11 protein-coding genes are annotated in these 13,009 nt (G+C 73.0%); 8 read left to right on the top strand and 3 right to left on the bottom strand.

Annotated features, from left to right (window positions below; genetic code table 11):
- Window positions 1-2 precede the first annotated feature (2 nt).
- Together ACZ4Z4_RS10270 and ACZ4Z4_RS10265 are read left to right on the top strand one after the other, a co-directional pair.
- A complete protein-coding gene (locus ACZ4Z4_RS10270) occupies window positions 3-929 on the top strand; it encodes an NAD-dependent epimerase/dehydratase family protein (protein ID WP_468324899.1) in 927 nt (308 codons plus the stop codon).
- On the top strand, window positions 926-1,576 hold the full coding sequence (locus ACZ4Z4_RS10265) for a spherulation-specific family 4 protein (protein WP_468324897.1): 651 nt from the start codon (window positions 926-928) through the stop codon (window positions 1,574-1,576). Before ACZ4Z4_RS10270 ends, ACZ4Z4_RS10265 begins: the two co-directional genes overlap by 4 nt.
- Window positions 1,577-1,619: 43 nt before the next feature.
- On the opposite strand, the gene hemE is transcribed toward ACZ4Z4_RS10265, so the two are convergent.
- Window positions 1,620-2,693: a uroporphyrinogen decarboxylase gene (gene hemE / locus ACZ4Z4_RS10260; RefSeq protein ID WP_468324896.1), complete on the bottom strand. Its 1,074-nt coding sequence runs from the start codon at window positions 2,691-2,693 to the stop codon at window positions 1,620-1,622.
- 85 nt (window positions 2,694-2,778) lie between these two features.
- Between hemE and ACZ4Z4_RS10255 the strand changes: the two genes are divergently transcribed.
- From ACZ4Z4_RS10255 to ACZ4Z4_RS10235, 5 genes are all read left to right on the top strand, one after another.
- Window positions 2,779-3,438, top strand: a complete 660-nt coding sequence (locus ACZ4Z4_RS10255) for a DUF3000 domain-containing protein (RefSeq protein ID WP_468324894.1) — start codon at window positions 2,779-2,781, stop codon at window positions 3,436-3,438.
- Window positions 3,439-3,750: 312 nt separating this feature from the next.
- On the top strand, window positions 3,751-4,413 hold the full coding sequence (locus ACZ4Z4_RS10250; RefSeq protein WP_016643199.1) for a response regulator transcription factor: 663 nt from the start codon (window positions 3,751-3,753) through the stop codon (window positions 4,411-4,413).
- Between the two features lie 78 nt (window positions 4,414-4,491).
- Window positions 4,492-5,769: an HRDC domain-containing protein gene (locus tag ACZ4Z4_RS10245; RefSeq protein WP_468324892.1), complete on the top strand. Its 1,278-nt coding sequence runs from the start codon at window positions 4,492-4,494 to the stop codon at window positions 5,767-5,769.
- 1,161 nt (window positions 5,770-6,930) lie between these two features.
- Window positions 6,931-8,157 carry a thiolase family protein gene (locus ACZ4Z4_RS10240; protein ID WP_468324890.1) on the top strand — a complete coding sequence of 409 codons (1,227 nt, stop codon included), beginning with the start codon at window positions 6,931-6,933 and terminating at the stop codon, window positions 8,155-8,157.
- A complete protein-coding gene (locus ACZ4Z4_RS10235; RefSeq protein ID WP_468324887.1) occupies window positions 8,154-10,283 on the top strand; it encodes a 3-hydroxyacyl-CoA dehydrogenase NAD-binding domain-containing protein in 2,130 nt (709 codons plus the stop codon). The genes ACZ4Z4_RS10240 and ACZ4Z4_RS10235 overlap by 4 nt, the downstream gene beginning before the upstream one ends.
- A 68-nt stretch (window positions 10,284-10,351) precedes the next feature.
- Here ACZ4Z4_RS10235 and ACZ4Z4_RS10230 read toward each other — a convergent pair whose 3' ends face one another.
- Window positions 10,352-11,422, bottom strand: a complete 1,071-nt coding sequence (locus tag ACZ4Z4_RS10230) for a PLL family lectin (protein WP_468324885.1) — start codon at window positions 11,420-11,422, stop codon at window positions 10,352-10,354.
- Window positions 11,423-11,488: 66 nt separating this feature from the next.
- Here ACZ4Z4_RS10230 and ACZ4Z4_RS10225 point away from each other — a divergent pair, with 66 nt between their 5' ends.
- Window positions 11,489-11,860, top strand: coding sequence for an NTP pyrophosphohydrolase (locus tag ACZ4Z4_RS10225; RefSeq protein WP_468324883.1), 372 nt, complete (start codon window positions 11,489-11,491; stop codon window positions 11,858-11,860).
- A gap of 65 nt (window positions 11,861-11,925) precedes the next feature.
- Here the strand turns inward: ACZ4Z4_RS10225 and ACZ4Z4_RS10220 are convergent, their stop codons facing one another.
- Window positions 11,926-12,999 carry a C40 family peptidase gene (locus ACZ4Z4_RS10220; protein ID WP_468324881.1) on the bottom strand — a complete coding sequence of 358 codons (1,074 nt, stop codon included), beginning with the start codon at window positions 12,997-12,999 and terminating at the stop codon, window positions 11,926-11,928.
- Between the last annotated feature and the right edge of the window lie 10 nt (window positions 13,000-13,009).

Genomic DNA, 13,009 nt, shown 5'->3' with positions numbered 1-13,009 from the left:
CCGTGCGCATTCTCGTCCTGGGCTCCACCGGATACCTGGGCGGCGCCGTCACGGAGCGGCTGCGCGCCATGTCGGGCGTCCGGCTGCTCCGCGGCGGGCGCGCCCCCGTGGACGACCTCCGGATCGACCTCGCCACCGTCACCCGGGGCGCGCTCGCCGAGCAGCTGACGCGGGCCGCGCCCGACGCCGTGGTCAACTGCGCGGGCGCGGTCGGCGGCAGCGCCCTGACCCTCGCCGAGGTCAACGCCCGCGGCCCCGCGGTGCTCTGCGAGGCCCTGTGCGCGGCGGTGCCGACCGCGCGCCTCGTGCACCTCGGCTCGGCGGCCGAGTACGGCCCGGCCGATGTCGGCGAGCGGTCCCGGGAGGACTCGCCCGCCCGCCCGGTCGCGCCGTACGGCGCCACGAAGCTGGCGGGCACGCTCGCCGTCGTCGACTCCGGGCTCGACGCGACCGTGCTGCGGGTCACCAACCCGGTGGGCCCCGGGGCGCCCCCGGCCGGGCTGCCGGGCCGTCTCACCGCCGAGCTGAGCCGGGCGGTCGCCCGGACCCCGCACGGCACGGTGCGGGTCGGCGACCTGTCCGCGCACCGGGACTTCGTCGACACGCGCGATGTGGCGCAGGCCGTGGCGCAGGCGCTCACCCTGCCGGGCCCGCTGCCGCGCCTGATCAACATCGGCAGCGGCCGGGCGGTTCCGGTACGCAACCTGGCGCACGGCCTCGTCATGGAGGCGGGCTTCACCGGGCACGTCGAGGAGTCCCTCGGCGGCGTGGGGCGTTCGGCGGCGGTGCCCTGGCAGTGCGCCGACATCGGCGCCGCGGAGTGGGAGCTCGGCTGGCGGCCGCGGTTCACCCTGCGGGAGTCGCTCGCCGCGCTCTGGGCGTCGGACGGCGCCCCGCACCCCGCGCGGGCCGCCGGGGAGCCCCGATGACCCTGCTGGTGCCGCTGTACGTCCACCCGGCCGTGGACCCCGCGGCCTGGCGGGCGCTCGTGGCGGCCGCGCCCCGACTGTACGGCGTCGTCCTGAACGCCGCCGACGGTCCGGGCGCGGCCCCCGACCCGGCCTTCGCCGACGCCGCGCGGGCCCTGCGCGATGCGGGGGTGCGGGTCCTCGGATACGTCGACACGGCGTACGGGAAGCGGTCACCGGACGCCGTCACCGAGGACGTGGAGCGGCATCGCGCCTGGTACGACGTGGAAGGCTGCTTCTTCGACCGGGTGGCAGCGGGCCGGCGCGAGCTGCGGCGGTGCCGGCGCCTGGTCCGCTCGGCGCGGGGCAGGGGCGCGCGGACGGTGGTGCTCAACCCGGGCGTGCACCCGGCGCCCGGGTACGCCCGCGTCGCCGACCTGCTCGTCACCTTCGAGGGGCACTGGTCGACGTATCTCCAGTCGTTCGAAGCCCCGCCGTGGACGGCCCGGCACTCCCCCGAGCGCTTCTGCCACCTCGTCTACGGCGTACCGCCCGCGCTGGCGCGCCTGGCCGGGCGCACCGCCGTGCGGCGCGGCGCGGGGGTGCACTGCGCGGTGCCGGGCGCGGGGCCCAACCCCTGGTTGCTGCCCCCGCTGCCACTGCCGTAGAACAGTCCCTGTCCGGGCAGGGAGGGACCGTTTTCGGACTTTCTCAGCGGGCGGTGCGCGTGTGCACGTACTCCACGAGGCGGGTCAGCGCCTCGGGGTCCGTGGTCGGCAGGACGCCGTGGCCGAGGTTGAAGATGTGGCCCTCCAGGCCGCTCGCGGCGGCGAGGACCTCGTCCGTCTTCTGCTCGACGGCCTCGCGCGTGGAGAAGAGGACGGCCGGGTCGAGGTTGCCCTGGATCGCCTTGCCGGGGCCGACGCGGCGCGCGGCCTCGTCCAGCGGCACCCGCCAGTCGGCGCCCACGACATCGGCGCCGGCCTCGCCCATGAGCCCGAGCAGCTCGCCCGTGCCCACGCCGAAGTGGATGCGGGGCACGCCGTACGCCGCGACGGCGTCGAAGACCTTCGCGGACGCGGGCATCACCGAGCGCCGGTAGTCGGCGGGCGACAGCGCGCCCACCCACGAGTCGAAGAGCTGCACGGCGCTGGCGCCGGCCTCGATCTGCACCTTCAGGAAGGCGCTCGTGATCTCCGCGAGCCGGTCGAGGAGGTCCGCCCAGAGCTGCGGGTCGCCGTACATGAGCGCCTTGGTGTGCTCGTGGTTGCGGCTCGGGCCGCCCTCCACGAGGTAACTCGCGAGAGTGAAAGGCGCGCCCGCGAATCCGATGAGCGGCGTCTGTCCGAGCTCGGCGGTGAGCATCCCGATCGCCTCGGTGACGTAGTGGACGTCCTCGGGCGTCAGGTCCCGCAGCTGCGCGAGGTCGGCGCGCGAGCGGATGGGGTTCTCGACGACGGGTCCGACGCCCGGCTTGATGTCGAGGTCGACGCCGATGGCCTTGAGGGGGACGACGATGTCGCTGAAGTAGATGGCCGCGTCGACGCGGTGGCGGCGGACCGGCTGAAGCGTGATCTCGGTGACGAGGTCGGGGCGCATGCAGGACTCCAGCATGGCCGTGCCCTCGCGCACCTTGCGGTACTCGGGAAGTGAGCGCCCCGCCTGCCGCATGAACCAGACCGGCGTGTGCGGCACGGCCTCGCGCCTGCACGCCTTCATGAAGGGGGAGTCGTACGTCGCTGCGTTCTGCCGGCCCTCGGGGCGACGGCTGTCATTGGCACTCACGCGGAAAGTCTCGCACGTTGACCGGGGACCCCCTCACGGGTGTCTCTCCCTGCGCGAAGCCGCCGTTCCCCTTAACCTTCCCCGCATGGCTGCGGCTCAGGGACAACGGTCGGACGGCGCTGGCGGGATGGACGGTTCGGAGGGGAAGGTGGCGGATTCGGCTCCGTTGCCCTTCCGCGCGGCGGTCGAGGCGCTGCGGGGGGCACGGCTGCGGCCGGAGATCGAGATCGATCCGACGCGGCCACCGCAGCGGCTCGCGCCGTACGCGTACGCGGTGGAGGCGGCGGTCGTGGACGGCGAGGAGGACCTCGCCGACGGGCGGCTCGTCCTGCTCCACGATCCGTCCGGGCACGACGCGTGGCAGGGCACCTTCCGGCTCGTCACGCTGGTGCGGGCGGAGCTGGAGCCCGAGATGGCGGCGGATCCGCTGCTGCCGGAGGTGTGCTGGTCGTGGCTGACCGGGGCGCTGCACGCGCGAGGGCTCACCGCGGGCGAGGCGAGCGGCACGGTGACGCGGGCCGGCTCGCACTACTTCGGGGGCCTCGCGGAGCGCCCGCCCGCCTCGCAGATCGAGATCCGGGCCTCGTGGACCCCTCGGGAGGGCAGCGGCGGGGTGCCGGACACGGGGGCGCATCTGGCGGCCTGGTGCGATCTGCTCTGCCAGGTCGCGGGGCTGCCGCCCGCGGGGGCCGGTGACGGGTCCGTGGTCTCACTGCCGCAGCGACGGGGGCCGCTCTCTCCGTGACCGTGACCGTGACCGGCCGGAAACCCCTCGTACTGTCGAATATCCGCTGAACCGTCGAACGCCTCTTCCCCCCGCGGCCGCACGCCGTGGGGGTTTGTGCTGCCGGGGTCACCCAGAAGGGGGCGCGTTCGGTTTGATCTTCGGATGATCGAGCGCGTGTCCGAATTGCCCGAATTATTGCTCACCAAATCGTGATCATCCCCTAAAGGCCGCAGGGATTGGTGCCGAAGAGGTTTGTGACCTTGAAAGCACGGTTCGTCCCGGCTTCCTCCCCGAGCCGGTCCCCTCCCGTCCCCCCATCCAGGAGGCCTGGTGTCCGTTCTCCTCGAGCAGCCCGCAAGCCTGGTCGCCTACCGCCCGAACAAGCCGACCGCCATGGTCGTCGTGGCCGACCCCCGCGTCCGTTCCACCGTCACCCGCCACCTGTGGGCTCTCGGGGTACGCGACGTCATCGAGGCCTCGTCCATCGCGGAGGCTCGTCCCCGCATCGGCAACCCCCGGGACATCTGCGTCGCAGACGTCCACCTCCCCGACGGCTCCGGCCTGACGCTCCTCTCCGAAACCCGTGCCGCGGGCTGGCCCAACGGCCTCGCCCTCTCCGCCGCGGACGACATCGGCGCCGTGCGCAACGCCCTCGCGGGCGGCGTCAAGGGCTACGTCGTCACCGGCACCCGTACGAACGTCGGACTCCCCACCCGCCCCGGCGCGGCCCCCATCGGCTCCGCCGCCGCCCGCATGCACCGCCGCCCTCCGGGCACCCCGAGCCACCCCGGCGGCTACCGCGAGCTGTCGGGCCGTGAGGTCGAGGTGCTGCGCCTGGTCGCGGAGGGCCAGTCCAACAAGGCCATCGGCGTCTCGATGGGCCTGTCCGCCCTCACCGTGAAGAGCCACCTCGCCCGCATCGCCCGCAAGCTCGGCACGGGCGACCGGGCCGGGATGGTGGCGGTCGCCCTGCGCACCGGCATCATCCACTGACTCATTTACACCCCTCACGCGCCCGTCGACGGAACGTTCCGTCGACGGGCGCTCTCCATACACAGATACCCTTGACAGGTGACCGACGCCCAAGAGACCGCAGCAGACAGCTCACTGCGAACCACCGGAGGCGGCCCTCCGGACGACGACGGCCTCGCACCCGAAGGGCTGCCGATCCCCCTGCTCGAACCGCGCGACGGCATTCCGCCGGTGGTCGAGGACGAGGAATCCCTCGCCGCGACCGTCGCCGCCTTCGCCGCGGGCACCGGACCCGTCGCCGTCGACGCCGAGCGCGCCTCCGGCTACCGGTACGGCCAGCGGGCCTATCTCGTCCAGCTCCGCCGCGAGGGCGCGGGCACCGCGCTCGTCGACCCCGTCGCCTGCCCCGACCTCTCCGCCCTCGGCGAGGCGCTCGGCGACACCGAGTGGGTCCTGCACGCCGCCACCCAGGACCTGCCGTGCCTGCGGGAAATAGGCATGGTCCCGTCGAGCCTCTTCGACACCGAGCTCGCGGGCCGGCTCGCCGGATTCCCGCGGGTGGGGCTCGGCGCGATGGTCGAGAGCGTCCTCGGATACGTCCTGGAGAAGGGGCACTCCGCCGTCGACTGGTCGACGCGGCCGCTCCCCGAGCCCTGGCTGCGGTACGCGGCGCTCGACGTGGAGCTCCTCGTCGACCTCCGCGACGCCCTGGAGAAGGAGCTCGACCGGCAGGGCAAGCTGGGGTGGGCCCGCGAGGAGTTCGACGCCATCGCCTCCGCGCCGCCCGCGCCGCCCCGCAAGGACCCCTGGCGCCGCACGTCCGGCATGCACAAGGTGCGCCGGCGCCGGCAGATGGCGGTCGTACGGGAGCTGTGGACCGCCCGCGACCGGATCGCCCAGCGGCGCGACGTGTCGCCGGGCAAGGTGCTCAGCGACGGGGCGATCGTCGAGGCGGCGCTCGGCCTGCCGCCCAACGTGCACGCGCTCGCGGGGCTGACCGGGTTCGGGCACCGCATGGGGCGGCGTCAGCTGGAGCAGTGGCAGGCGGCGGTGGACCGCGCCAAGGCGCTCCCCGACTCCGAGCTGCCCCAGCCGGGGCAGACGGTGAGCGGGCCTCCCCCGCCCCGGTCCTGGGCGGACCGCGACCCGGCGGCGGCGGCGCGCCTCTCCGCGGCGCGCGCGGCGATCTCCTCCCTCGCCGAGCAGCTGAACATGCCCCAGGAGAACCTGATCACTCCGGACACGGTCCGGCGCGTGTGCTGGGAGCCTCCGGCCCAGGTGACCGAGGACACCGTGGCATCGGCCCTCGCCGCCCACGGCGCCCGCCCCTGGCAAATCACCCAGGTAACCCCATCCCTGGTCGCAGCCCTCTCCTGACACCTCGGCCCCCTCACCCGTCCGCGGCACCACACAGCGGACGGGGCGGGCGGCCGCCCCGCCCACCCCCCACGGGCCACCTGCCCTCCCCTGCCCCGCCGCTCCCGTGCATCCCGCACCACACAGCGGACGGGACAGGTGGGCGTACGCGCTCACCTGCGGCAGGTCCGCCCTCCCCTGCCCCGCCGCTCCGCGGCGGCTACTCCCCACCCACCCACCCGTGCACCCCGCACCACACAGCGGACGGGACGGGTGGACGTGCGCACTCACCCGCAGGACGTTCGCCCTCCCCCACCGCTCCGCGACGCACACTTCCCACCCACCCGTGCACCCCGCACCGCACAGCGGACGGGACGGGAGGGCGTACGCGCTCACCTGCGGCAGGTTCGCCCTGCCTTACCCCGCCGCTTCGCGGCGGATACTTCCCACCCACCCACCCGTGCACCCCGCACCGCCCAGCAGACGCGACAGGAGGGCGTACGCGCTCACCTGCGGGACGTCTGCCCTCCCCTGCCCCGCCGGCTCCGCGGCGGATATTCCCCACCCACCCACCCGTGCGCCCCGCACCGCCCAGCAGACAAGCGGCGACCATCCGCCGCGCAGCGGCGGGCCTGCTCCTACCCGAGCCATGCGGTGCGGGGCAAACGGGTGGGTGGGAGGGAGGTGACCGCCGCGGAGCGGCGGGTCTGCTTCTAGCTGGGCTTTGCGGTGCGGGGTGAACGGGTGGGTGGGTGGGAGGGATCCGCCGCGCAGCGGCGGGGCTGTTCCTACGCGGGCTTTGCGATGCAGGGTGGATGGCAGGGCGCCGTCGCGGAGCGGTGGGGGTGGTTCTGTCTGGGGTTTGTGGGTGGGGCCGCTCCTGCTCGGCCCTGCGTGCAGGGTGGAGGCGTGCCACGCGGGGCACGCCCGGTCCTGCGTGCAGGGGGCAGAGGCGTGCCGCGCGGGGCAGCCGGGGCAGGGCACCCCGCCCGTGCGGGGCAGCCGGGGCAGGGCCCCCCGCCCGTGCGGGGAGCGGGCCGCGGGTAGCTGCGGGAGAGTGTGACCTTCGCCTCGCCGAGGCTGCACCGACCAGCCCTTGGCCACATAGTTACCGACAAGTAGGGTGAGGAGAAGGAAGCGCGCCGCAGGCGTGGCGCAACCGCACCCTGGAGGAGAGCCATCGTGCCTCGTACCGTCAGGGACGTCGTCTTCGTGGACGGCGTCCGCACCCCGTTCGGCAAGGCGGGCCCGAAGGGCATCTACCACGAGACCCGTGCCGATGACCTCGTCGTGAAGGCCATCCGGGAGCTGCTGCGCCGCAACCCGGACCTCGACCCCGCCAAGATCGACGAGGTCGCCATCGCCGCGACCACGCAGATCGGCGACCAGGGCCTGACGATCGGCCGCACCGCCGGCATCCTCGCCGGGCTCCCGCAGTCCGTGCCGGGCTACTCCATCGACCGCATGTGCGCCGGCGCCCTGACCGCCGTGACCTCGGTCGCGGGCAGCGTCGCCTTCGGTGCGTACGACATCGCCGTCGCCGGCGGCGTGGAGCACATGGGCCGCCACCCCATGGGCGAGGGCGTCGACCCGAACCCGCGGTTCGTGAGCGAGAAGCTCGTCGACGAGTCCGCCCTGTTCATGGGCATGACCGCCGAGAACCTCCACGACCGCTACCCGAGCATCACCAAGCTGCGCGCCGACGAATACGCCGTGCGCTCGCAGGAGAAGGCCGCCAAGGCGTACGCCGACGGCAAGATCCAGGCCGACCTGGTGCCGATCTCCGTACGGCGGACGAACGCGGAGGCCGGTGAGACCGGCTGGGGTCTCGCCACCGCCGACGAGCCGATGCGGCCGGGGACCACCCTGGAGAACCTCGCGGGCCTGAAGACGCCGTTCCGTACGCACGGCCGCGTCACGGCCGGCAACGCCGCGGGTCTCAACGACGGCGCCACCGCCTCCCTCATCGCCTCGGAGGAGTTCGCGCGGGCCAACAACCTGCCCGTGAAGATGCGCCTCGTCTCGTACTCCTTCGCGGGCGTCGAGCCCGAGGTCATGGGCTACGGCCCGATCCCGGCGACCGAGAAGGCCCTCGCCCAGGCGGGGCTCTCCATCTCCGACATCGGTCTCTTCGAGATCAACGAGGCCTTCGCCGTGCAGGTGCTCGCCTTCCTGGAGCACTACGGCATCGCGGACGACGACGCCCGCGTCAACCAGTACGGCGGCGCCATCGCGTTCGGCCACCCGCTCGCCTCCTCCGGCGTACGCCTGATGACGCAGCTGGCGCGGCAGTTCGAGGAGCAGCCCGAGGTCCGCTACGGCCTCACGACCATGTGCGTCGGCTTCGGCATGGGCGCGACGGTCATCTGGGAGAACCCCCACCACAAGGACGCCGGAGGCGAGAAGTGAGCACCACCACCGAGCTCCTCAAGGGGGCCGCCGAGCTGTTCCCCGACGAGGTCGTCACGCAGGCGCACGTACGCCACCTCGACCTCCCCCACGGTGCCGGGCGCTTCGCGCTCATCACCCTCGACAACGGCTTCGACCACACCAAGCCGACCACCTTCGGGCCGCAGTCCCTCGCCAACCTGAACACGGCGATCGACCAGGTCGAGAAGGAGGCCTCCGAGGGCTCCATCGTCGGCGTCGGCATCACCGGCAAGCCGTTCATCTTCGCCGTCGGCGCCGACCTCAAGGGCGTCGAGCTGCTGAAGAAGCACGACGACGCGCTCGCCATCGGCAAGGGCGGGCATGAAGTCTTCAAGAGGCTTTCCGGCCTCGCCGTGCCGACCTTTGCCTACTACAACGGCGCCGCGATGGGCGGTGGCGTCGAGGTCGGTCTGCACTGCTCCTACCGCACCGTCTCCAAGGCGCTGCCCGCCTTCTCGCTGCCCGAGGTCTTCCTCGGCCTGGTCCCGGGCTGGGGCGGCTGCGCGCTGCTGCCGAACCTGATCGGCGCCGACAAGGCCGTCTCGGTCATCATCGAGAACTCGCTGAACCAGAACCGTCAGCTCAAGGGCAAGCAGGTCTTCGAGCTCGGTATCGCCGACGCCATCTTCGAGGGCGCGGACTTCCTGGAGCAGTCGCTGCTCTGGACGGCGTCCGTCCTGAACGGCAAGACCGAGGTCGTGCGGCCCGAGATCGACCGCGGCGAGGGCTGGGACGCCGCCGTCGCGCGCGGCCGTGCCATCGCCGACTCGAAGGTGCACGGCGCCGCCCCGGCCGCGTACCGCGCCCTGGAGATCATCGCCGCCGCCAAGGACGGCGACCTCCAGAAGGGCTTCGACGCCGAGGACGCCGCGCTCGCCGACCTCATCATGGGCGGTGAACTGCGCGCGGGCATCTACTCGTTCAACCTCGTGCAGAAGCGCGGGAAGCGGCCTGCCGGGGCGCCCGACAAGAACCTCGCCCGCCCGGTCACCAAGGTCGGCGTCGTCGGCGCGGGTCTGATGGCCTCGCAGCTCGCGCTGCTCTTCCTGCGCCGCCTGGAGGTGCCGGTCGTCCTGACCGACATCGACCAGGAGCGCATCGACAAGGGCGTCGGCTACGTCCACGCCGAGATCGACAAGCTGCTCGGCAAGGGCCGCATCAATCAGGACAAGGCCAACCGCCTCAAGGCCCTGGTCACCGGTGTCCTGGACAAGGCCGAGGGCTTCTCCGACGCCGACTTCGTCATCGAGGCCGTCTTCGAGGAGATCGGCGTCAAGCAGCAGGTGTTCGCCGAGGTCGAGGCGGTCGCCCCGGCGCACGCGATCCTCGCCACCAACACCTCCTCGCTGTCGGTCACCGAGATGGCGTCGAAGCTGAAGCACCCCGAGCGGGTCGTCGGCTTCCACTTCTTCAACCCGGTCGCGATCCTGCCGCTCCTGGAGATCGTGCGCGGCGAGCGGACGGACGACGCGTCGCTGGCCACGGCCTTCGGTGTCGCCAAGAAGCTGAAGAAGACCGCGGTGCTCGTGAAGGACGCCCCGGCGTTCGTCGTGAACCGCATCCTCACCCGCTTCATGGGCGAGATCCAGAACGTCATCGACGAGGGCACCCCGGTCGCCGTCGCCGAGAAGGCCGTCGAACCGCTCGGCCTGCCGATGTCGCCGCTGGTACTCCTGGAGCTCGTCGGTCCCGCCATCGGCCTGCACGTCTCCGAGACCCTGAACCGCGCCTTCCCGGAGCGCTTCACCGTCTCGCCGAACCTCGCGGCCGTCGTCAAGGCGGGCAAGCGCGGCTTCTACGTGTACGACAGCGGGAAGCCGGAGCTCGACCCCGAGGTCGCCGCGCTCCTGAAGCAGGGCGACAAGGTCCTGACCGAGGAGCAGGTGCGGGACCGCGTGCTCGACGCGGTGGCGCAGGAGATCGGGCTCATGCTCGACGAGGGCGTCGTCGCCGAGGCGCAGGACATCGACCTCTGCCTGATCACCGGTGCGGGCTGGCCCTTCCACCTGGGCGGCATCACGCCGTACCTGGACCGTGAGGGCGTCAGCGAGCGCGTGAACGGGAAGCGGTTCCTGGCGCAGGGCGTGGCGAGCGTCCCGGCGTAACGCCGCAACGGAAGCGGGCCGTACGGGAATCGTCCCGTACGGCCCGCTTCCGTCTGTGCACGCCCGGCTCACACCCGCGTCCACGCCTCCAGCGCAAGCCCCGCCTCCGCCTTCTGGCGTGCGAGCCGCAGCGTGCCGTCGAGGCCGATCGCCGCCATGACCACACGGCCGCGCGCGTCGAGCGCCAACGCCGGGGCGCCCAGGCAGGGTTCGCCGGTCTCGGCCCACCACAGGCCCGCCCCCTCGTCCTCCGTGGGGAACGCGGCGAGGGCGGGGCGGCCCGTGCCCGCGCGGTGGGCGAGCACGGTGCAGTCGTGGCCGTCTATGGTCGTCCGCAGGGCCGCCGTGGGGCCGGGGCCGGGGGCGCCGCCGAGGGGCAGCGCGGGGCCGCCGTCCGCCGGGCGGTGGGCGAGGACGCCGTCGCCGAGCGCGTCGGCCGCGTAGTACGTGAGGCGGTCGGGCGCGGTCTCCAGGGCCGTGCCGGAGCCGGGGGCGGCGACGAGCGGCACGTCCTCGGCGCGCTCCAGTTCACCGCCCCGCTTCTCCTGGGCCCAGCGCAGGGTGGCCTTGCCCGAGGGGGCGAGGACCTCCACGCGGCCCGTGGACGTGGCGACCGCGGCCATGCCGTCCAGGGTGTCGCGGACCTTGAAGTCCTTCCACCCCTCCCACTTGCCGCCCTTGCCCTCGCGGCGCATCCGTACGCTGCCCACGGCGTCCCGCACGAAGACGTGGACGGTGCCCGCGGTGTCCACGGCGGCGGCGGGCGCGCCGAGGTGCGGGGCGCGCTCGACGAGCTTGGTGTGCGGGTTGCCGAGCGAGCGCCAGTCCATGAGCGGCCGGCCCGACTGGTACTGGATGGAGTGCACGAGGTCGACGACGGCCTTCCCGTCGTCCCCCGGCCGCTCGCGCCGGCCCACGAAGTGCACGTATCCGTCGGTGCCCTGGGCGAGCGTGAGGTAGGTGAGGCCGGGCGCGTCGAAGAAGTCGGGGCCGCTCCACTCCGGTCCGCCGGGCCGTGTCTCCGTCCAGCGCAGGAGGCCGCCCTCGGCGCGGGCGTAGGCGGTGAGGCGGCCGTCGTGACCGCGCAGCAGCCAGCGGGCGGTCTCCGGGGCACCGGTGCTGGTGGACCTCGACGGCATGCTCGGCGCCAACCCTTCCACGTTCACGGACGCACAGCGTTTTGCCTATTAGTTTACGTTTGCCGCATGAGAACTCTCGTCGTCGTCGATGCCGCGAACGTCGTCGGATCCGTGCCCGACGGGTGGTGGAAGGACCGCCGCGGGGCCGCGGAACGGCTGCGGGACGCGCTCGTGGCGTACGCGGAAAAGGGCCTGCCCGGGCATCCGGGACCGCTGGAGCTCGTGCTCGTCGTGGAGGGCGCCGCACGGGGCATCACGTCCGTGCCGGGAGTACGCGTCGAGTCCGCGCCCGGCAGCGGCGACGACCGCATCGTGGAGGTGGCCGCGGAGGCGGCGGGCCGGCCGTGCCTGGTGATCACGGCCGACCGCGAACTGCGCCGCAGGGTGGGCGAGACAGGCGCGGAATGCGCAGGCCCAAGGGCGGTCCGCGCCCCTTAAGGGGCGCGGGGAACTGCGCGACAAGCCCCCACCGGCCCGCAGGTCGAATAGCCGACCCAGCGAAGCTAAAGCCGCTTCGCGCTGCGCAGCGTGGACGCGTAGTACCCGTTGCCGTCGAGCCGCGACGTCCCGCCCTTGTCGCCGATCGTCGGGCCGTTGACCTCTTCGCGGCTGGAGATGAAGATCTTGTGGCCGTCGGCGTCGTGGCCGAGGAAGATGCCGACGTGGTCCAGGCGCTGCTTGGTGCGGGCGTCGAGCTTGAAGAAGACCAGGTCGCCCGGTTGGACGACGTCGATGGACTTGGGCCGGTCGGCCGCGCCGACGCCCTTGAGCTCGATGACGTCCGTGCCGACCTTGCCGCGTGCCATGCCGTTGGCGGTGCGGGGCAGGCCGTCGCCGACGCCGTCGCGGGCCATCAGGGGGTAGCGGGCGCGGTAGCCGAAGACGGTGCGGATGAAGCCGGAGCAGTCCATGGAGCGGGCGCGCGCCTTCTCCGGCTGGAGGGTGGTGCCGTTGCGGAACGTGTACGGGATGCCGAGGTAGTCGAAGAAGTCGGACTGTTCGAGGCGCAGGTCGTTGCCGGCGCTGCCCTCCGGGTTGAGCGGGCCGAAGTTGGCGTCGCCGGCGTAGGCGATGCCCTCGTCGTCCTTCTTGACCGGGGCGCCCTCCACGTACTGGAAGGCCATCGCGAAGATGTCGTCCTCCTCGCTGCCGGAGAACTCCTTGTACCAGTCCTTGAACCACTTCTCCTTCTCCGCGCCCTCGCGCCAGGTCTCCGGCATCAGCCGCACCCAGTCGTTGGTCACGACCCGCGACTTGGTGTTGGCGGGCTCGGTGAAGGTGCGGCTCGGGCCGGTCAGGGTCGCGGTGCGGGCGCCGTCCGTGAAGGTGGCGAGGACCTTGCCGCCGTCGGTGCGCAGGACGGAGCGCTCGGGGTTCTTCAGGCGCTCCCACTTCTGCTTGCCGCCCGACTCCTGGCCGGTGCTGCTGTGCAGCCCCGGCGTGTCGGTGACGGCCTGCACCTTGGGCGCCTTGGCCTCTTCGTCCTTGCGCAGCTCGACGGTGAGGTACGCGCTGCCCGCGAGCAGGGCGAGCACGGTCGCCGCGTGCAGGACGGGGCGCTTCTTCTTGGGCGGCATGAATGGCTCC

This window comes from Streptomyces sp. NPDC030245, from assembly GCF_055572995.1.
Note: the sequence above shows the minus strand (reverse complement) of the source record. Positions and strands in the feature narration are given on the sequence as shown.

Excerpts from the sequence above, each read along its gene's own strand:
- ACZ4Z4_RS10255 (WP_468324894.1), top strand. The coding sequence starts at position 2,779 with ATGGCTGCGGCTCAGGGACAACGGTCGGACGGCGCTGGCGGGATGGAC.
- ACZ4Z4_RS10225 (WP_468324883.1), top strand. The coding sequence starts at position 11,489 with ATGAGAACTCTCGTCGTCGTCGATGCCGCGAACGTCGTCGGATCCGTG.
- ACZ4Z4_RS10230 (WP_468324885.1), bottom strand. The coding sequence starts at position 11,422 with ATGCCGTCGAGGTCCACCAGCACCGGTGCCCCGGAGACCGCCCGCTGG.
- ACZ4Z4_RS10220 (WP_468324881.1), bottom strand. The coding sequence starts at position 12,999 with ATGCCGCCCAAGAAGAAGCGCCCCGTCCTGCACGCGGCGACCGTGCTC.
- ACZ4Z4_RS10265 (WP_468324897.1), top strand. The coding sequence starts at position 926 with ATGACCCTGCTGGTGCCGCTGTACGTCCACCCGGCCGTGGACCCCGCG.